Origin of the sequence: Rugamonas aquatica (assembly GCF_009380215.1) — a bacterium.
In the GTDB taxonomy this organism is placed as follows: domain Bacteria; phylum Pseudomonadota; class Gammaproteobacteria; order Burkholderiales; family Burkholderiaceae_D; genus Rugamonas; species Rugamonas aquatica_B.
This window is the reverse complement of the sequence record NZ_WHUG01000012.1, coordinates 64,095-82,271: the sequence shown is the minus strand read 5'-3', so window position 1 is coordinate 82,271 and position 18,177 is coordinate 64,095. Positions and strand designations below refer to the sequence as shown.

17 protein-coding genes are annotated in these 18,177 nt (G+C 64.1%); 9 read left to right on the top strand and 8 right to left on the bottom strand.

From position 1 onward, the window contains the following. Window positions 1-5: 5 nt before the first annotated feature. The gene (locus tag GEV02_RS24355) at window positions 6-1,616 is read right to left on the bottom strand and encodes an FMN-binding glutamate synthase family protein (RefSeq protein WP_152840535.1); all 1,611 of its coding nucleotides are present in this window, start codon (window positions 1,614-1,616) and stop codon (window positions 6-8) included. Window positions 1,617-1,732: 116 nt separating this feature from the next. Between GEV02_RS24355 and GEV02_RS24350 the strand changes: the two genes are divergently transcribed. The 3 genes from GEV02_RS24350 (at window position 1,733) to GEV02_RS24340 (ending at window position 3,730) form a co-directional block, all read left to right on the top strand. Continuing rightward, entirely contained in the window at window positions 1,733-2,404 is a 672-nt protein-coding gene (locus GEV02_RS24350) for a glutathione S-transferase (RefSeq protein ID WP_152840534.1), read from the top strand. A gap of 63 nt (window positions 2,405-2,467) precedes the next feature. Next, window positions 2,468-3,244: a 5'-3' exonuclease gene (locus GEV02_RS24345; RefSeq protein WP_152840533.1), complete on the top strand. Its 777-nt coding sequence runs from the start codon at window positions 2,468-2,470 to the stop codon at window positions 3,242-3,244. A gap of 30 nt (window positions 3,245-3,274) precedes the next feature. Next, a complete protein-coding gene (locus tag GEV02_RS24340; protein ID WP_152840532.1) occupies window positions 3,275-3,730 on the top strand; it encodes a response regulator in 456 nt (151 codons plus the stop codon). A gap of 23 nt (window positions 3,731-3,753) precedes the next feature. Here GEV02_RS24340 and mnmA read toward each other — a convergent pair whose 3' ends face one another. Both mnmA and GEV02_RS24330 read right to left on the bottom strand, forming a co-directional pair. Next, window positions 3,754-4,860: a tRNA 2-thiouridine(34) synthase MnmA gene (gene mnmA / locus GEV02_RS24335; protein ID WP_152840531.1), complete on the bottom strand. Its 1,107-nt coding sequence runs from the start codon at window positions 4,858-4,860 to the stop codon at window positions 3,754-3,756. 14 nt (window positions 4,861-4,874) lie between these two features. Next, window positions 4,875-5,372 (bottom strand): NUDIX hydrolase, encoded by a 498-nt coding sequence (locus GEV02_RS24330; protein ID WP_008452862.1) that lies wholly within the window; start codon window positions 5,370-5,372, stop codon window positions 4,875-4,877. A gap of 305 nt (window positions 5,373-5,677) precedes the next feature. Between GEV02_RS24330 and GEV02_RS24325 the strand changes: the two genes are divergently transcribed. The 4 genes from GEV02_RS24325 (at window position 5,678) to GEV02_RS24310 (ending at window position 9,137) form a co-directional block, all read left to right on the top strand. Beyond that, window positions 5,678-6,790 carry a Re/Si-specific NAD(P)(+) transhydrogenase subunit alpha gene (locus GEV02_RS24325; protein WP_070272322.1) on the top strand — a complete coding sequence of 371 codons (1,113 nt, stop codon included), beginning with the start codon at window positions 5,678-5,680 and terminating at the stop codon, window positions 6,788-6,790. Window positions 6,791-6,804: 14 nt separating this feature from the next. Next, window positions 6,805-7,119 carry a proton-translocating transhydrogenase family protein gene (locus GEV02_RS24320; protein ID WP_008452859.1) on the top strand — a complete coding sequence of 105 codons (315 nt, stop codon included), beginning with the start codon at window positions 6,805-6,807 and terminating at the stop codon, window positions 7,117-7,119. After that, on the top strand, window positions 7,116-8,594 hold the full coding sequence (locus GEV02_RS24315; protein ID WP_152808513.1) for an NAD(P)(+) transhydrogenase (Re/Si-specific) subunit beta: 1,479 nt from the start codon (window positions 7,116-7,118) through the stop codon (window positions 8,592-8,594). Before GEV02_RS24320 ends, GEV02_RS24315 begins: the two co-directional genes overlap by 4 nt. Window positions 8,595-8,660: 66 nt before the next feature. Further along, on the top strand, window positions 8,661-9,137 hold the full coding sequence (locus tag GEV02_RS24310) for a hypothetical protein (RefSeq protein ID WP_152840530.1): 477 nt from the start codon (window positions 8,661-8,663) through the stop codon (window positions 9,135-9,137). 6 nt (window positions 9,138-9,143) lie between these two features. Here the strand turns inward: GEV02_RS24310 and GEV02_RS24305 are convergent, their stop codons facing one another. Continuing rightward, the gene (locus GEV02_RS24305; RefSeq protein WP_152840529.1) at window positions 9,144-10,526 is read right to left on the bottom strand and encodes an SEL1-like repeat protein; all 1,383 of its coding nucleotides are present in this window, start codon (window positions 10,524-10,526) and stop codon (window positions 9,144-9,146) included. A gap of 168 nt (window positions 10,527-10,694) precedes the next feature. Between GEV02_RS24305 and GEV02_RS24300 the strand changes: the two genes are divergently transcribed. Further along, window positions 10,695-11,459, top strand: a complete 765-nt coding sequence (locus GEV02_RS24300) for an SDR family oxidoreductase (protein WP_152840528.1) — start codon at window positions 10,695-10,697, stop codon at window positions 11,457-11,459. Window positions 11,460-11,462: 3 nt separating this feature from the next. Here the strand turns inward: GEV02_RS24300 and GEV02_RS24295 are convergent, their stop codons facing one another. From GEV02_RS24295 to GEV02_RS24280, 4 genes are read right to left on the bottom strand one after another with little or no spacing between them, the layout of a single operon-like run. Continuing rightward, complete coding sequence (locus GEV02_RS24295) at window positions 11,463-12,593, bottom strand: UbiH/UbiF/VisC/COQ6 family ubiquinone biosynthesis hydroxylase (RefSeq protein ID WP_152840527.1); 1,131 nt, start codon at window positions 12,591-12,593, stop codon at window positions 11,463-11,465. Then, window positions 12,590-13,915 carry a Xaa-Pro aminopeptidase gene (pepP, locus tag GEV02_RS24290; protein WP_152840526.1) on the bottom strand — a complete coding sequence of 442 codons (1,326 nt, stop codon included), beginning with the start codon at window positions 13,913-13,915 and terminating at the stop codon, window positions 12,590-12,592. Before pepP ends, GEV02_RS24295 begins: the two co-directional genes overlap by 4 nt. Then, window positions 13,915-14,649, bottom strand: a complete 735-nt coding sequence (gene murU / locus GEV02_RS24285) for an N-acetylmuramate alpha-1-phosphate uridylyltransferase MurU (RefSeq protein ID WP_152840525.1) — start codon at window positions 14,647-14,649, stop codon at window positions 13,915-13,917. The genes pepP and murU overlap by 1 nt, the downstream gene beginning before the upstream one ends. Before the next feature lie 10 nt (window positions 14,650-14,659). Then, complete coding sequence (locus GEV02_RS24280) at window positions 14,660-15,727, bottom strand: aminoglycoside phosphotransferase family protein (protein ID WP_152840524.1); 1,068 nt, start codon at window positions 15,725-15,727, stop codon at window positions 14,660-14,662. A 107-nt stretch (window positions 15,728-15,834) separates the two neighbouring features. On the opposite strand from GEV02_RS24280, the gene GEV02_RS24275 reads away from it, so the two are divergent. Continuing rightward, window positions 15,835-18,099, top strand: a complete 2,265-nt coding sequence (locus GEV02_RS24275) for an LPS-assembly protein LptD (protein WP_152840523.1) — start codon at window positions 15,835-15,837, stop codon at window positions 18,097-18,099. Window positions 18,100-18,177: the final 78 nt, after the last annotated feature.

Genomic DNA, 18,177 nt, shown 5'->3' with positions numbered 1-18,177 from the left:
GTCTGTCAGCAAAGTGGGTTGAACGATTCGGCCTGCGCCATCGGCCAGTACAGGCCGAACACCGGCGGCAGGCGTGACAGCTGGCTGGGGTCGAGCAGCTCGCCCGGCTCCAGGTAGGGCAGCAGCGCCGACGCCAGCTTGACCTGGTTGGGCGAGATGCGCCGCACCAGGTGGTGTGCCTTCAGCTGCGACGGATGCGTCAGGCCGGCGGCGGCGATCAGCTGGGCCAGCGCCTTCAATGTGTTCTCGTGGAAGTTGGCGACGCGCCGGGTCTTGTCCGGCACCACCAGCGCGCGCTGGCGGGTCGGGTCCTGGGTGGCAACGCCGGTCGGGCAGCGGTCGGTGTGGCAGCTCTGCGACTGGATGCAGCCCAGCGCGAACATGAAGCCGCGCGCGGAGTTGCACCAGTCCGCGCCCAGCGCCAGGGTGCGGGCGATGTCGAAGGCGGTGATGATCTTGCCGGAGGCGCCGATCTTGATCTTGTCGCGCAGGTTGGCGCCCACCAGCGTATTGTGCACCAGTAGCAGCGCTTCCTGCAGCGGCGTGCCGACGTGGTCGGTGAACTCGACCGGCGCGGCGCCGGTGCCGCCCTCGCCGCCGTCGACCACGATGAAGTCGGGCGTGATGCCGGTGGCCAGCATGGCTTTGACGATGCCGAAGAACTCCCACGGGTGGCCGATGGCCAGCTTGAAACCGGTCGGCTTGCCGCCGGACAGCGTGCGCAAACGGTCGATGAAGGCCAGCATCTCCAGCGGCGTGCCGAAGGCCGAGTGAGAGGAGGGCGAGATGCAGTCCTGGCCTTGCGGCACGCCGCGCGTGGTGGCGATTTCGATCGTCACCTTGGCGCCGGGCAGCACGCCGCCGTGGCCCGGCTTGGCGCCCTGCGACATCTTCAGCTCGATCATCTTGACTTGCGGCGAGGTGGCGTTGGCGACGAAGTTCGTTTCCGAGAACGTGCCGTCGGCGTTGCGGCAGCCGAAGTAGCCGGAGCCGATTTCCCACACCAGGTCGCCGCCGTTCTGGCGGTGGTAGGGGCTGATGCTGCCTTCGCCGGTGTCGTGCATGAAGCCGCCGGCCTTGGCGCCGCCGTTCAGCGCCAGGATGGCGTGCGACGACAGCGCGCCAAAGCTCATCGCCGAGATGTTGAACACGCTGGCCGAATAGGGCTGGGCGCGCCGGCAGTCCGGGTGGTTGCCGATCTCGATGCGGAAGTCGTGGTGTTGTTCGGGCGCGGGGCTGATCGAGTGGTTGATCCATTCGTAGCCGGGGGCGTAGACGTCGAGCTGGGTGCCGAAGGGGCGCTTGTCGGTGTCCATCTTGGCGCGCTGGTAGACGATGCTGCGCTGGTTGCGCGAGAACGGTTCGGCGACGGTGTCGTCTTCCAGGAAGTACTGGCGGATCTCGGGGCGTATCGATTCGAAGAAGAAGCGGAAGTGCGCCAGGATGGGGTAGTTGCGGCGCAGCGCGCGCTTGGTTTGCAGCAGGTCGGTGATGCCGACCACGGTCAGGGCGGCGGCGACCAGCGGTATCCACCACGGCGCCCCCAAAGCCAGCGACACGGCCAGCGCGACGACGGCGGCATTGAGGACGAGGTAGCGCGGGGAAAACAGGTTCATGGATGCTCCGGTTGGCGGCTGCTGATGGGGCAGTGTACTGCCGGCGCGCAAGATTGCCAACAATGCTAAGCTAGCGGCGTTGCGGCGCACGGCCGTTCTTTTCCAGGAAGCTCACCATGATCGTAGTCCACCATCTGAATAATTCGCGCTCGCAGCGCGTGCTCTGGCTGCTGGAGGAGCTGGGCCTGGAGTACGAGATCGTGCGCTACCAGCGCGACAAGAAGACCATGCTGGCGCCGCCGGAGCTGCGGGCGATCCACCCGCTGGGCAAGTCGCCGGTGATTTCCGATGGCGATATCGTGGTGGCGGAGTCGGGGGCGATCGTCGAGTATCTGGTCGAGACTTATGGCCAGGGCCGGCTGGCGCCGCCGGCCGGCACGGCGGATCGCCGCCGCTGGACTTACTTCCTGCACTATGCGGAAGGTTCGGCGATGGCGCCGTTGCTGATGAAGCTGATTTTCGACCGGGTCGAGACCAGCCCGGCGCCGTTCTTCGTCAAGCCGATCGCGCGCGGCATCGCACAGAAGGTCAAGAACAGCTACATCCTGCCGCAGATCGAGGCGCACCTGGATTACCTGGAGGCGGAGCTGAACAAGACGCCATGGTTCGCCGGCGCCGAATTCAGCGCGGCCGATATCCAGATGAGCTTCCCGCTGGAGGCGGCCGCCGCGCGCGGCGGGCTGGACGAGCGCCGTCCCAACCTGAGCGCCTTCCTCAAACGCATCCACAGCCGCCCGGCCTTCCAGCGCGGCCTGGAGCGCGGCGGCCCGTACGAGCTGCTGAAGTAAGCTGCGGTGCGGCGGGTGGCTCGGGTAAAATGATGGATTGAACAAGCCCGGAAGATGTTGAACATGGGTAGACTCCTTGCCATCGACGGCCTCAATATCGTGCGCCGCGTCTACGAAGCCAGCCCCGAACCCGATAGTCCTGAAAAGGCCGAGATCGCGCTGCGCCACGCGCTGTCTTCGTTCCGCAAACTGCTCAACGACCATGAGCCGACCCACGTGCTGCCGGCCTTCGATTTCGGCGGCCCCACCTGGCGCCACGAGCTGTACGCCGGCTACCGCGAGGCCCGCGCGCCGATGCCGTCGCCGCTGCGCGATGCGCTGCCGGCCTTCTACGACAAACTGCGCGGCGTCGGCCTGCATGTGGTGTCGCTGCCCGAGGTGGAGGCCGACGATGTGATCGGCACCGTGGTGCTGCGCTGGCTGGCCGACGGCCGCGGCGAAGCCACCATCGCCACCACCGACAAGGACTTGCACGGCCTGATCGCGCAGGGCGCCCGCGTGTGGGACCACTTCAAGAGCGAATGGCACGACCACGCCTGGGTCGAGCAGAAATGGGGCGTGCCGCCGGAGCAGCTGCCGGACCTGCTGGCGCTGATGGGCGACGCCACCGATTCCATCCCCGGCGTGTCCAAGGTCGGCGTCAAGAAGGCGGCCAAACTGTTGCGTACTTACGGCACTCTGGATGCGATCATGGCCGGGGCCGGCATTCTGAAGGATACGCTGGGCGAAACTCTACGAAAAGAACGCGAAATGCTGTATCTTTCGAAACAATTGGTGCAATTAAAAACGGACGTGCGGGTCGGCGTAAGCTGGAATATGCTGGCTTGGGATAAGAACTGAGCGCACGCCCACTAAGACAAGGTTTGCAAGATGTTAAAAGCGGTCATTATCGACGGCAGCGCGATCGCGCGCGGCCTGCTCAACACGGTCCTGCTCGATGGCGGCTATGACGTGGTGGGCCAGACCCACACCTGCGCCAGCGGCTTGGCGCTGCTGCTCAAGCACAATCCCCACATCGTCTGCATCGCCCGCGAGCAGATCGAGAACGGCGAGGATGTGGTGCGGGAGATCAAGACCAACTGGCCGAAGGCGCTGATCTTCATGGTCTCCAGCGAATTCGATGCGGCCACCATCCAGGCCGCGCATGCGATGGGCGTGAACGGCTTCATCGTCAAGCCGTTCAAGGCCGATACCGTGCTCAATACGATACGCAATACGGTGATCGCCATGGTCAAGCGCCAGCGCGCGGCGCTGGCCAAGGATGCCGGCACGCCGGATGGCGCGGATGCGCCGGAAGGCGACGGCGGCGAGCCCGCCGCCGAGTAGTCAGGCCGGCCTGGCCGGGAACATCAGACGGCGAAGGTCGAGCTGTCGATGATGCCGCCGCCCAGGCAGACGTCGCCGTCGTACAGCACGGCCGACTGGCCCGGCGTGACCGCCCACTGGGCATCCATGAACTTCAACGCGAAATCGGAATCGCCTTCCGGGGCGATCTCGCACGCCACGTCGGCCTGCCGGTAGCGGGTCTTGGCCGACATCGCGCGCGGCGACGGCGCCTCGCCGGCGATCCAGCTGGCCTGGTCGGCGCGCAGCGTCGACGACAGCAGCCATGGATGGTCGTGGCCCTGCACGATGTACAGCGTGTTCTCGGCCACGTCCTTGCGCGCCACATACCAGGCGTCGCTGCTGCCGTCCGGGTTCTTGTAGGCCTTCATGCCGCCCACGCCTATGCCCTTGCGCTGGCCCAGCGTGTAGAAGCTCAGGCCCACGTGCTCGCCGACCACCTTGCCGTCCGGCGTCTTCATCGGGCCCGGCTTGTACGACAGGTAGCGGTTGAGGAATTCGCGGAACGGCCGCTCGCCGATGAAGCAGATGCCGGTCGAATCCTTCTTGGCGGCGTTGGGCAGCGCCAGTTTCTCGGCGATCTGGCGCACTTCGGTTTTCGGGATCTCGCCCAGCGGGAACAGCGTCTTCGACAACTGCGCCTGGTTCAGGCGGTGCAGGAAGTAGCTCTGGTCCTTGGTGTGGTCGACGGCCTTGAGCAGCTCGTGGCGGTCGCCGTTCTGGCGCACGCGCGCGTAGTGGCCGGTGGCGATCAGGTCGGCGCCCAGGTGCATCGCGTGATCCAGAAACGCCTTGAACTTGATCTCGGCGTTGCACAGCACGTCCGGGTTGGGCGTGCGGCCGGCCTGGTATTCGCGCAGGAAGTCGGCGAACACGCGGTCCTTGTATTCGCTGGCGAAGTTGACGGCTTCGATGTCGACGCCGATGACGTCGGCCACGCTGGCGGCGTCGATCCAGTCCTGGCGCGTCGAGCAGTATTCGGAATCGTCGTCGTCTTCCCAGTTCTTCATGAACAGGCCGACCACGTCGTAGCCCTGTTCCTTGAGCATCCACGCCGCGACCGAGGAATCGACCCCGCCTGACATACCGATCACGACTTTTTTCTTGCTCATCTTACTTTCCTGCCTTATCCATTCGCGGTGCTCACCGCTTCCTTGTACACCGAGGTGTGGGTTTGTATCAGTTCCAGCGGGGCGCGGCGCCCGGCCAGGTATTCGTCCACGCATTGCAGCACCGTCGGGCTGCGGTGACGGTCGGCGCAGGCGGCCAGTTCGTCGCGCGTCAGCCACATGGTGCGCAGGATGCCTTCGTCCAGCGGACGGTCATGCTGGGCGCCCGGCACGCCGCAGAAGGTGAAGCGCAGATACGTCACTTCCTCGCCGGTGCGGTTGGAGGTGTAGCGCGACATATACATGCCCACCAGCGCGGTCGGCGTGAAGTCGTAGGCGGTTTCCTCCAGCGTTTCGCGGATGACGGCCTGCTCCAGCGATTCGTGCGGGTCGAGATGACCGGCCGGCTGGTTGATGCGGATGCCATCGCTGGTTTCTTCTTCGATCAGCAAAAATTTGCCATCTTTTTCGACAATGGCGGCAACAGTAACAGAGGGTTTCCAGATACGCGGCATGAGTCATCCTTGAAAGAGCCGACATTTTAGCCTGTTCCGGGCGTTTGGTTTGAACCCGCCTGCACGGAAATATGGGTTCGTATTGAAATATCGCAAGGTTTGTCTCCTTAATCCATGTTGCAGTGGCTGCCGTGTGCGAAATTAGCTGTTTTAACGGCAATTCATTACAAATAGTAATAAATGATGTGATGAAAGCGCTATTTATTGATAAATAGATATTAAGTATCATGAAGCCATCGACGGGCGTTGCTGCCCATGCATTCCGTGTTAGATTCTAGTCAGTTTATTAATCATTTGGAGGCACCATGAGGATAGGCATACCGGCCGAAACGCGGCCGGGGGAAACCCGGGTAGCGGCAACGCCCGAGACAGTCAAGAAGCTCGCAGCCAAGCATCAAGTGATCGTGCAGGCCGGCGCGGGAGTGGCGGCATCGGTGACGGACGAGGCTTACGCCGCGGCCGGCGCGCAGATCGTCGGCGCGGCGGAAGCCTTTGCGGCGCAGGTGGTGCTGAAGGTGCGGGCGCCGAATGCGGAAGAGCGGGCGCTGATCCCGGCCGGCACGGTGGTGATCGGCATGCTCAATCCCTTCGATGCCGACAACAACGCGGCGATGGCGGCGGCCGGCTTGCAAGCCTTCGCGCTGGAGGCGGTGCCGCGCATCACGCGCGCGCAGTCGATGGACGTGCTGTCGTCGCAGGCCAACATCGCCGGCTACAAGGCGGTGATGGTGGCGGCCAATACCTATCAACGCTTCATGCCGATGCTGATGACGGCGGCCGGCACCGTCAAGGCGGCGCGAGTGCTGATCATGGGCGTGGGCGTGGCGGGCTTGCAGGCGATTGCGACGGCCAAGCGGCTGGGCGCGGTGATCGAGGCGTCCGACGTGCGGCCTCCGGTCAAGGAGCAGGTGGAGTCGCTGGGCGCGAAGTTTATCGACGTGCCTTTCCTGACCGACGAGGAAAAGGAAATCGCCAAGGGCGTGGGCGGCTATGCGCGGCCGATGCCGGCGGACTGGATGCGCCGTCAGGCGGAGCTGGTGCACGAGCGCGCCAAGCTGGCCGACATCATCATCACCACCGCGCTGATCCCGGGCCGTCCGGCGCCGGTGCTGATTTCCGAAGAGACGGTGAAGGCGATGAAACCGGGTTCGGTGATCGTCGACCTGGCCGTGTCGCAGGGCGGCAACTGCCCGCTGTCGGAGCTCAACAAGACCGTGGTGCGGCATGGCGTGCACATCGTCGGCGAGCCGGACCTGGCGACGCTGGTGGCGGCCGACGCGTCGGCGCTGTATGCGCGCAACGTGCTGGACTTCCTCAAGCTGATTATCGACAAGGAAGACCAGCTGGCGATCGACCGCGAAGATGAAATCATCAAGGCCACGCTGCTGTGCAGCGGCGGCGAGCTGCTTAGAAAATAACAGGGGAACGAATAATGGAAGTCAGCCACACCATCATCAATCTGATCATTTTTGTGCTCGCCATCTACGTCGGCTACCACGTGGTCTGGACCGTGACGCCGGCGCTGCATACGCCGCTGATGGCCGTCACCAACGCCGTCTCGGCCATCATCATCGTCGGCGCCATGCTGGCCGCTTCGCTGACCGAGGGCTTGATCGGCCAGGTCGCCGGCACCGTCGCGGTGGCGCTGGCCGCCGTCAATGTGTTCGGCGGATTCCTGGTGACGCAGCGCATGCTGGAAATGTTCAAGAAAAAAGAGCCTAAAGCGAAAAAGGGAGATCACGCATGAATTTCATCTCCATGAACCTGGTGACGATGATGTACCTGATCGCATCGGTGTGCTTTATCCAGGCGTTGAAAGGCCTGTCGTCGCCGTCCACGGCGCGCACCGGCAATGCGTTCGGCATGTCGGGCATGGCGATTGCCGCCGTGACCACCATCGCCCTGATCCTGAAGCTGAAGGCGGAAGCCACGGCGGCCGCAGTGGCGGGGACTTCCGGCGGCATGGGCCTGGGCCTGGTGGCGCTGGGCGTGATCGTCGGCGGCGGCATCGGCGCGGTGCTGGCCAAGAAGGTCGAGATGACCAAGATGCCGGAACTGGTCGCGGCGATGCACTCGCTGATCGGTCTGGCCGCCGTGTGTATCGCGGTGGCGGCGGTGTCGGAGCCGCATGCGTTCGGCATCGCTGCGGCGGGCGAGGCGCTGCCGTTCGGTAATCGCATCGAGCTGTTCATCGGTACCTTCGTTGGCGCCATCACGTTCTCCGGTTCGGTGATCGCGTTCGGCAAGCTGTCGGGCAAGTACAAGTTCCGCCTGTTCCAGGGGGCACCGGTGAGCTTCGCCGGCCAGCACATGCTGAACCTGATCCTGGCCATCGTCATGGTGGGCCTGGGCCTGGTGTTCTGCTTCGCCGGCGGCACCGAGCCGGCGTGGACGCCGTTCCTCATCATGACCGCGATCGCCTTCGTGCTGGGCGTGCTCATCATCATCCCGATCGGCGGCGCCGACATGCCGGTGGTGGTGTCGATGCTGAACTCGTATTCGGGTTGGGCGGCGGCGGGCATCGGCTTTTCGCTGAATAACTCGATGCTGATCATCGCCGGTTCGCTGGTCGGTTCGTCCGGCGCGATCCTGTCGTACATCATGTGCAAGGCGATGAACCGTTCGTTCTTCAACGTGATCCTGGGCGGCTTCGGCGGCGCGCCGGCGGAGGCGGGTGCCGGCGGTTCGAAGGAACAGCGTCCGGTCAAATCCGGTTCGGCCGACGATGCCTCGTTCATCATGGCCAATGCGGAAAGCGTGATTATCGTGCCGGGCTACGGCCTGGCCGTGGCGCGCGCGCAGCACTCGCTGAAGGAGCTGGTCGAGAAGCTGACGCACAAGGGCGTGACCGTGAAGTATGCGATCCACCCGGTGGCGGGCCGCATGCCGGGCCACATGAACGTGCTGCTGGCGGAGGCCGAGGTGCCGTACGACCAGGTGTTCGAGATGGAGGATATCAACGGCGAATTCGGCCAGACCGACGTGGTGCTGATCCTGGGCGCCAACGACGTGGTCAACCCGGCCGCCAAGGATCCGAAATCGCCGATCGCCGGCATGCCGATTCTGGAGGCGTACAAGGCCAAGAGCATCATCGTCAACAAGCGTTCGATGGCTTCCGGCTATGCGGGTCTGGACAATGAGCTGTTCTACCAGGCCAACACGATGATGGTGTTTGGCGATGCGAAGAAGGTCATTGAGGATATGGTCAAAGCGGTCGAATAATTTCGTGCTTAGGTGGGAGAGCGGATGCTACTATTTGCCTCCCACTATCCGTATTCCAGTTGAAATATGACACGACACTTCCGTATCTTTTCCTTGCTGCTGGGACTATCGTGTGCCTGGTCCGGTGCCGCACAATCCGAAAACACGAAGAGTGCGGGATATCTGGATGGGCATTGGGAAGGCATGCTCAAGGTCGCTGCCGTTGGCACCACGGCCGGCTATGATTTAGCGGTGCGCCTTGATATTGAGGATGGCAAGTTCGAAGTCCAGAATTTGCAAAGTGATGGGAAATGGATGCGTATCGCGCCGGGTCAATTCAAACTGTATCCGAATAATTTCAACGCGGTTGCCGTCGGCATGCATCGGTCTCAAGGAGACTGCTGGGATGAATCGTGGGTGTTCAACGTTGCGCTTGATACCAGCAATCAGTTGCTGACGCATTGGAGCCGGGTAGTCGATAATATCCGCTGCCTGAACGCCGGCGCGCAGACTTTCAGCCAATGGGCGGAAGGTACGCTGAAGCGTAACACTGGGGCGCAATAACGACGCTCAGTCCACCTCGATGCGGTATAGATTCTTTAAAAATATTTTGGCGTCAGTGTTGCCTTGCCGGGCCGCGAGCGCCAGCCATTTCTTCGCCTCGCTGTCATTTTTTCCGACGCCCAGGCCGAGACTGTAGGCCCGACCCAGGCGCATCTGGCCCACCGCATCGTCAGCCTGCGCCGCTTTGACGAACAGTGGGAGTGCGTGGCTGTAGTCTGGCGTCGCCGACTCGATGTCGTACAGAATGAGCATGCCCAAGTCAGATAGCGCCAGCGTGTTGCCGCCGTCGATGGCAGCACGGAGCAGCTCGATGGACTTGTGCCAGTCCTGGCGCACACCGTCGCCTTCCCAGTATAACCAGGCCAGTCTGCGCTGGCCTTCTGCGTTGCCCTGGTCGGCGGATTGCCGATACCAATTTGCCGCCTCAGCATAGTCTTTGGTCATGCCGAGGCCGTCCGCATACAGCCCGCCCAGCCTGAACTGCGCTTCGCTGTTGCCCAGCCGTGCAGCGACGCCGTACCAACGCCTGGCCAGCTCATAGTCTTGCGCGACGCCCTTGCCTTGTTCGTAGCATCGCGCCAGCTTGTTCGCGCCATAGTCGTCATCGAGTTCCGCCGATTGACGGAACAGTGCGACGGCTTGCGCTGGGTCGGCCGGAATTCCGTGGCCGTTGAGGAAGTGGTTTCCTATCCGGGCATTCGCAGTCGGGTCGCCAGCAGCGGCCGCGCGCTGGAAAAAACGACGAGAGGCGACGTAGTCCGGCGAGCCTTCTAGTCCCTGCTCATACATGTTACCCAAGTTGTACAGTGCCCTGCTGTCGTTGCGCTCGGCTGCCAGCAGATATAAGCGACGCGCTTCCTGGCGATCCTGTTTGGCGCCAAGTCCTGCATCCAGCAAGTAGGCCAGAGAGGTCTGCGCGCGGAGTTCGCCTTTCGCCAGTGCTTGGCGCAGCAGAGACAGTGCTTGGGGATAGTCTGTGTCGACCCCTGTGCCATTGCTATAGCAGAGGCCGAAAAAGTAAAGCGCGGTAGCGTTGCCTTGCGTGGCGGCGGCGCGATAGAACTTCACCGCCTCTTTCAGGTCCACCGGCCCGCCTTTGCCGTACTGGTGAAGCCAACCCAGTTCCAGCTGCGCGCGCGCGTCGCCTTGTGCTGCCGCCAGCGAAAACCAGTGCCGCGCCTGTTCATAGTCCTGGTTGAGATAACCGCCATTTTCGTAGAGATCGCCGAGCAGCGCCTCGGCGTGCGCGTCACCTCTATTTGCGTTGTCCAGCAGCTCTTCATACTGGACTTTGGTCAGCATGCGTTGCGCGGGACTAGTCGGCTGCTGCGTAATCGCTGCGGCTTGCAGATGCAGGGCTGCGGACAAGACGGCGATTGCGTATTTCATGGGCGTTTCCAGATGGTGGGGACTGACTAAGTTGTGATAATACAGCGATGTTGTTATAAAGGTAAATCATTTCATAAAAGATGAATTTACCATTAGTTTGTTGTCGATTGATGTCGTGTTTGATGAAGCCTACGATGGCTACATCAACCCACCTCAAGGAGTCTCACCATGAACCGCTTACAAAACAAAGTCGCTATCGTTACTGGCGCAAGTTCCGGCATCGGCCGTGCCACCGCTAAACTGTTTGCCGCTGAAGGCGCGAAGCTTGTCGTCGCGGCGCGCCGTCAGGCCGAGCTCGATACGCTGGTGGCGGAAATCGCCGCCGATGGCGGTAAGGCTATCGCGCTGGCCGGCGATGTCACTTCCGAATCGTTCAATGCGCAACTGGTCGCCGCTGCGGTCGAGGCTTTCGGCCGGCTGGATATCGCCTACAACAACGCCGGCACGCTGGGAGAAATGGGCGAGACCACCGGTGTGTCGGAGCAGGGCTGGAACGAGACCATCGCCGCCAACCTGACCAGCGCCTTCCTCGGCGCCAAGCATCAAATCCCTGAAATGATCAAGCATGGCGGCGGTTCGGTGATCTTCACTTCGACCTTCGTCGGCTACAGCTTTGCCTTCCCGGGCGTGGCGGCTTATGCGGCCAGCAAGGCGGGCCTGATCGGCCTGACCCAGGCGCTGGCTTCGGAGTACGGCCCGCAAGGCGTGCGCGTGAACTCGGTGCTGCCGGGCGCGGTCGATACGGCGATGTATCGCGATATGAACAACACGCCGGAATCGGCTTCCTTCGTCACCAATCTGCATGCGCTGAAACGCGTGGCGCAGCCGGAGGAGCTGGCGCGCTCGGTGCTGTACCTGGCTTCGGACGATTCGTCCTTCGTCACCGGCACCGCATCACTGGTCGATGGCGGCGCTTCGATCACGCGTACGTAAGCATCAACGGCGGCCGTACATCATCAGCTCGGCCAGCACGCTGCGGGCCGGGGCGACCATATCGATGGCGGCCAGCGACAGGCCCAGCAGCGCTTGCGCCGGCGAGTCGTTGGCGAAGATGCGGGCCATGGTGTCGGTCAGGCGCACGGTGGTGTTGCGGTCCTGGCGGCGCAGTTCGGTGAATTGCGCCAGCATGGTTGGCGTCGCGCCTTGTGCCAGCAGGCGCGCCAGCACGGCGACGTCGCGCAGGCCGAGGTTCAGGCCTTGGCCCGCCACCGGATGCAGCGTCTGCGCCGCGTTGCCGATGGCGACCGTGCGCGCGGTGCTGCGCGGATCGGCGTTCAATCCCAAGGGGAAGGCCAGTCGTGGCGTGGCGTGCGTGAAGCTGCCGACGCGCTCTCCAAACGCGGCGCCCAGTTCGGCGAGGAAGGCATCGTCGTCCAGCGCTTGCAGGCGCGCTGCGGTATCGGGCCGCACGCACCAGACCAGCGAGTATTCTTCGCCTTGCGGCAGCAGGGCCAGCGGGCCTTGTTCGGTAAAGCGTTCGTAGGCGCGGTGCGCCAGCGGACGGCTGCTGCGCACCTGCGCGATGATCGCGGTTTGCTGGTAGTCGCGGTGCTGGGCCTTGCTTTCCTGATCGCTGAACAAACCGCCTTCGGCCTGCACGACGATGGCTGCCGTGGCGGTATCCGCGCCGGCGATGGTCAGCGCGACCGCATCCGCGCCTTCGCCGATCGCTTCCACGCGGGCGGGGCGCAGCGTGGCGATGCCGGCGCGAGCGCACACCGCGCCCAGCGCCGTCACCAGATCGCCGTAGCGCAGCACGTAGCCCAGCGCCGGCAGCTTGTGCTCGTCGCGGTCGATCAGGCTGCGGCCGAACTGGCCACGGCGCGATACGTGTATCTGGTGGATCGCCGTGGCGGCCACCGGCCATGCGCCGATTTCTTCCAGTATCTGGCGGCTGCCCCAGGACAGCGCGATCGAGCGCGGGTCTTTGCTGGCCTGCTCCAGGGGCTTGGCGTCGATCAGGGCGATGCGTGGTGCGGACATGCCGCGTTTGGCCAGCAGCGCGGCCAGCGCCATGCCGGCCGGCCCTGCGCCGCAGATGGCGACATCGAAAGTGGAATCTGTCATTGCTGTTGCATCAGTTGTTCTATGTCGGCGACCGTCTTCGGCGCGGCGGCGCTCAGTATGGTGTGGCCGTCCGGCGTCACCAGCACATCGTCCTCGATGCGGATGCCGGTGTTCCAGTATTCTTCGGGCACGCCGTCGGCCGGGCGTACGTAGATGCCCGGTTCCACCGTCAGCGCCATGCCGGGCTGCAGCGTGCGCGAAGGCTTGCCTTCGGCCGCCGTGTCGCGGTACTGGCCGACGTCGTGCACGTCCATGCCGATCCAGTGGCCGGTGCCGTGCATGTAGAACTGCAGGTAGCGCTTGTCGGCGATGATGTCGGCGAGGCTGCCATGCGTGTTCGGATTCAGCAGGCCCAGATCCAGCATGCCTTGCGCCAGTACCTGCACCGCCGCTTCGTGCGCGCCGGAGTACGGCAGGCCGGGTGCGATGGCTTTCAATGCCGCCGATTGCGCGGCCAGCACCAGTTCATACAGACGCTTTTGCGGCGCGCTGAAGCGGCCGTTGACCGGATAGGTGCGCGTGATGTCGGAGGCGTAGCCATCGAGTTCGCAGCCGGCGTCGATCAGTATCAGTTCGCCGTCGCGGCTTTGCGCGTTGTTGGCGCTGTAGTGCAGCACGCAGGCATTGGCGCCCGCCGCGACGATGGAGTTGTAGGCCGGCGCCTGCGCGCCGTTGCGGCGGAACTCGTACAGCAGCTCCGCTTCGATTTCGTATTCGTACATGCCGGGCTTGGACGCCCGCATCGCCCGCGCATGCGCGTGCGCCGAGATGGTGGCGGCGCGCAGCATGGTGGCTTGTTCGGCGTCGTCCTTGAACAGGCGCATTTCGTCGAGCAGCGGCAGCAGGTCGACCGCGCTGGCTGGTGCGGTCACGCCGGTGCGCGCCATGCGCCGCACGCTGGCCAGCCACAGCTTGACCTGCGCATCGAGCGCGCTGCCCAAGGCGTAGTACAGGGCCGGCGCATCGGCCAGCAGCTTGACGATCTCGGTGTCGAGGTCTTCGATGGCGTAGGCGGCGTCGAAGCCGAAGGCGGCGCGCGCGCCGTCCGGGCCGTGTCGGAAGCCTTCCCAGATTTCGCGCTCGATGTTCTTCTGGCGGCAGAACAGGATGGCGCGCGCCGGCGCGTCGCCGCGCGCGGCCACCAGCACCAGCGTGCTTTCCGGCTCGGCGAAGCCGGTCAGGTAGTAGAAGTAGCTGTCGTGGCGGTACAGGTATTCGCTGTCGCTGTTGCGCGTGACTTCGGGCGCGGTCGGCAGCACGGCCACGGCGCCGGGCGGCATCTGCGCCAGCAGGCGCACGCGGCGGGTGGCGTAGGTCTGCATCACTGCACGCCCTTGGCGGCCGCCAGGCGCGAGGCCGGCGGCGCGTTCAGCAGGTCGAGCTGCTGCACGGTGCCCAGGTTGTGCCATTCGCCTTGGTAGACCTCGCCGCCGACCTGCTGCTTGTCGGCGTAGGCGCGGATCAGCGGGCCGAGCTTGGCGTATTCGCCGGGCGCGATGCCGTCGAACATTTCAGGACGGTAGACGCCGACGTTGCCGAAGGTCCATTTGGGCGAGCCTTCGTTGGTCAGCGTGTACATGGTCAGGCCGAAGTCGCCCTCGGGATGGAAGTCCGGATTCGGCACCAGGTACAGCCAGCAGATGTCGCGCTTGTCGGCCGGGTAGGGATTGCCCCACATGTCCTTGTCGTGCAACACGTCCTTGACCTGTTCGAAGTCGAAGTAGGGCATGTAGATGTCGCCCGACACGGCGACGAACGGTTCCTCGCCCAGCAGGTGGCGGGCGGTGGCGATGCCGCCGGCCGTCTCCAGCGCTTTCTCCTCGCGCGAGTACATCAGTTTGGCGCCGAACTGGCTGCCATCGCCCAGCGCCGCTTCGATCTGCTCGCCCAGGTGGGCGTGGTTGATGACGATCTCGGTGATGCCGGCCCGTACCAGGTTAAGGATGTGCCAGACGATCAGCGGCCGGCCGCGCACTTTGAGCAGCGGCTTGGGCGTGGTGTCGGTCAGCGGGCGCATCCGTTCGCCGCGTCCGGCGGCGAAGATCATGGCTTTCATGCGCGCCGCCTCAGAAGGTGTAGCCGACTTGCGGCTGCTTGTCTTCCAGCTGGTCGAGCAGGCGCACCAGCGGACGCAAGTCCTTGTAGCGGCTGGCGGTCTTGCGCACGTAGTCCATCACGGTCGGCAGGTCGTTCAGGTACTGGGCCTTGCCGTCGCGGTAGTTCAGGCGGCAGAACAGGCCGAGGATCTTCAGGTGGCGCTGCAGGCCGGCGTACTCGAAGTCCTGGTAGAAGCCGTCGATGTCCTGGTTGACCGGCAGGCCGACCGACTTGGCGTGCTGCCAGTAGCGGATCGCCCAGTCCAGCACCAGTTCCTCGTCCCACTGCACGTAGGCGTCGCGCAGCAGCGAGGCCAGGTCGTAGGTCATCGGGCCGTACAGCGCGTCCTGGAAGTCCAGCACGCCGGGGTTGCCGGCGTCCATCCACATCAGGTTGCGCGAGTGGAAATCGCGGTGCACATACACTTGCTGCTGGGCGGTGACGTTGGCCAGGATGGCGTCGAATACGGCTTGCAGTTCGGCGCTCTGCTTGTCGGTCAGCGTGGCTTTCAGGTGCTGGCCGATGTACCACTCGGGGAACAAGTTCATTTCGCGCAGCATGAAGGCGCGGTCGTACTCGGGCAGCACGCCGGGCTGGCTGGTCAGCTGGAACTTGACCAGCGCTTCCAGCGCCTCGGCGTACATGGTCGAGGCGTTGTCGTGGTCCAGCACTTGCAGGTAGGTGGTCACGCCCAGGTCGGACATCAGCAGGAAGCCGCGTTCGTAGTCGGTGGCGACGATGCGCGGCACGCTGACGCCGGCATGTGTGAGCATTTCGTCAAGCTTGACAAAGGCCAGCACGTTTTCGCGTTCGGGCGGCGCGTCCATGACGACCAGCGTCGCGCCCAGCGCGGCTTGTTGATCGGGCAATACATCGACGCGGAAATAGCGGCGGAAGCTGGCGTCGGCCGAGGCCGGGCGCGCGCTGGCGACATCGACCACGCCCAGCGTGGCCAGCCAGGCGGTCAGCTGCTGCAGGCGCAGGTCTGGCGCACTGCTGGAAGATGTATCGGAAGTTAAATTCTGTAATAAAGACATTAAGCGGGCCCGGGAAACCGGTGTTGGGTGAAGATTCCCATATAATAAGGGATTCAAATCAAAAAATCGCCTGTCATGGTGTTTCATCCCTTCTTTTCATGAGTCGCATGCACTGGCTTCCGGCCCCCCCTTTCCCGTCGCACCGCTGGGCGTTTGCCCTGACTGCCATCGCCGCCGTGACGGCCGTGCCGACCCACGCCCAGAGCTTGCCGCCGAAGGCGCGCGCGCCGCGGGTGGAGGACAAGAACGCCGTCACCACCATCCAGGCCGAGGACATCAGCGGCCGTCCCGAGCGTGAAATCACGCTGGAGCGGGATGCCGAGCTGCTCAAGGACAAGACCCGCGTCAAGGCCGATACCGCCTGCTTCCGCCAGGTCGAGGACGAGGTCGAGGCCAAGGGCAACGTCAAGATCTGGCGCTTCGGCGACTATTTCACCGGCGACGAACTCAAGCTGAACATGGACACGGGCCAGGGCTATATGCTCAACCCGACCTACCGGCTGGAAGCCAACCACGCCCAGGGCAAGGCCGAGCGCATCAACTTCATCAACGAAGACGAGGCGGTCGTGGTCAACGGCACCTACAGCACTTGCCAGGGACCGACGCCGGACTGGTACCTGCGCTCGAACACGCTGAACCTCGATTCCGGCCGCGATGTCGGCACCGCCGGCAAGACCATCATTTATTTCAAGGACGTGCCCATCCTCGGCACGCCGGCGCTGTCGTTCTCGCTGTCGGGCGCGCGCCGCTCCGGCTGGCTGTCGCCGATGCCGGGCTTCGGCTCCAAGGGCGCGGCCGAGCTGACCGTGCCCTACTACTTCAACATCGCGCCCAACCGCGACTTGACGGTGTACCCGAAGATCATCCCGCGGCGCGGCTTCCAGCTGGGCGCCAACGGCCGCTACCTGGGCCAGACCGACAACGGCCTGTTGTACCAGGGCGAAACCTATGTCGAGTACCTGCCGCACGACAAGCAGTACGTGCCGACCACGCCGGGCGGCTCGACCGACCGCTGGACCATCAAGTCCAGCCACACGCAGGACTTGTCCAAGGATTGGTCGTACGGCTGGAGCATCCGCGCCGCCTCGGACGACAACTATCCGAATGATTTCTCCAAGACCGTGTCGAGCTCGACCGAGCGCCAGCTGCTGCGCGAGCTGCGCACCGACTACCACGGCGACTTCTGGACGCTGACCGCGCGCGTGCAGAAATACCAGGTGCTGCAAGATCCGGAATCGGTGGTCGACCCGTCGCTGTTCGTGTCGCGCCCCTACGACCGCCTGCCGGCGATCAACTTCCACGCCGCCCAGTACGACGTGGCCGGCGGCTTCGACTGGGCCGTCGACAGCGAGCTGACCCGCTTCTACCACCCGACCCTGATCAACGGCACGCGCCTGGTGGCGATCCCGCAGGTGAGCTACCCTATCGTCGGCTCCAGCTATTTCATCACGCCCAAGGTGATGGTCAACCTGGCCAGCTACCAGCTCGACAGCTACGGCACGCAAAAGGCCGACAATCTGTCGCGCATGGTGCCGACCTTCTCGCTGGACTCGGGCCTGGTGTTCGAGCGCGACACCAAGCTCGGCGGCAAGGACATCACGCAGACGCTGGAACCGCGCCTGTTCTACGTCAACACGCCGTACCGCGACCAGAGCCAGTTCCCGACCTTCGACACCGACGCCGCCACCTTCAACTTCAGCCAGATCTTCAGCGAAAACCGCTTCGTCGGCTCGGACCGCATCGGCGACGCCAACCAGCTGACGGCGGCGCTGGTGTCGCGCTTCCTGGACGCGGCCGGCGCCGAGACGCTGCGCCTGGCGTTCGGCCAGCGCTTTTATTTCCGCGACCAGCGCGTGCAGCTGAACTCGGCCACGCCGGTGGTCGACTCGCGCTCGGACATGCTGCTGGCCGCGACCGGCCGCATCTCCGACACCTGGGGCTTCGACAGCGCCGTGCAGTACAGCCCCAGCCAGCGCCGCGTGGTGTCGGAAAGCTATACCGCGCAATGGATGCCGGGCCAGAAGAAGGTGCTCAACCTGGGCTACCGCTATCTGCGCGGCAGCTTCAAGAACTTGGAAGTGTCGAGCCAGTGGCCGATCTTCCAGCGCTGGTACGGCGTCGGCCGGGTCAGCTACTCGATGCAGGACAAGAAGATCCTGGAAAGCCTGGTCGGGCTGGAATACAACGGCGACTGCTGGGTGTTCCGCATGGGCGCGCAGCGTTTCGTGACCACCTCGACCAAGGCGTCGACGCCGATCTTCTTCCAGCTGGAGTTGAACGGCCTGTCGCACCTGGGCGTGGGCAGCCCGCTGGAGGCGATGAAGAACAGCATCCCCGGTTATCAGCGTTTGAACGAGGGCTACGGCCGCTAAAGCAAGCCACACCGGCGTTCGCCGCCGCCGTAACAGGGCAGCGGGCGCTTTTTGATTTTTTACACCTGACTCATGAGC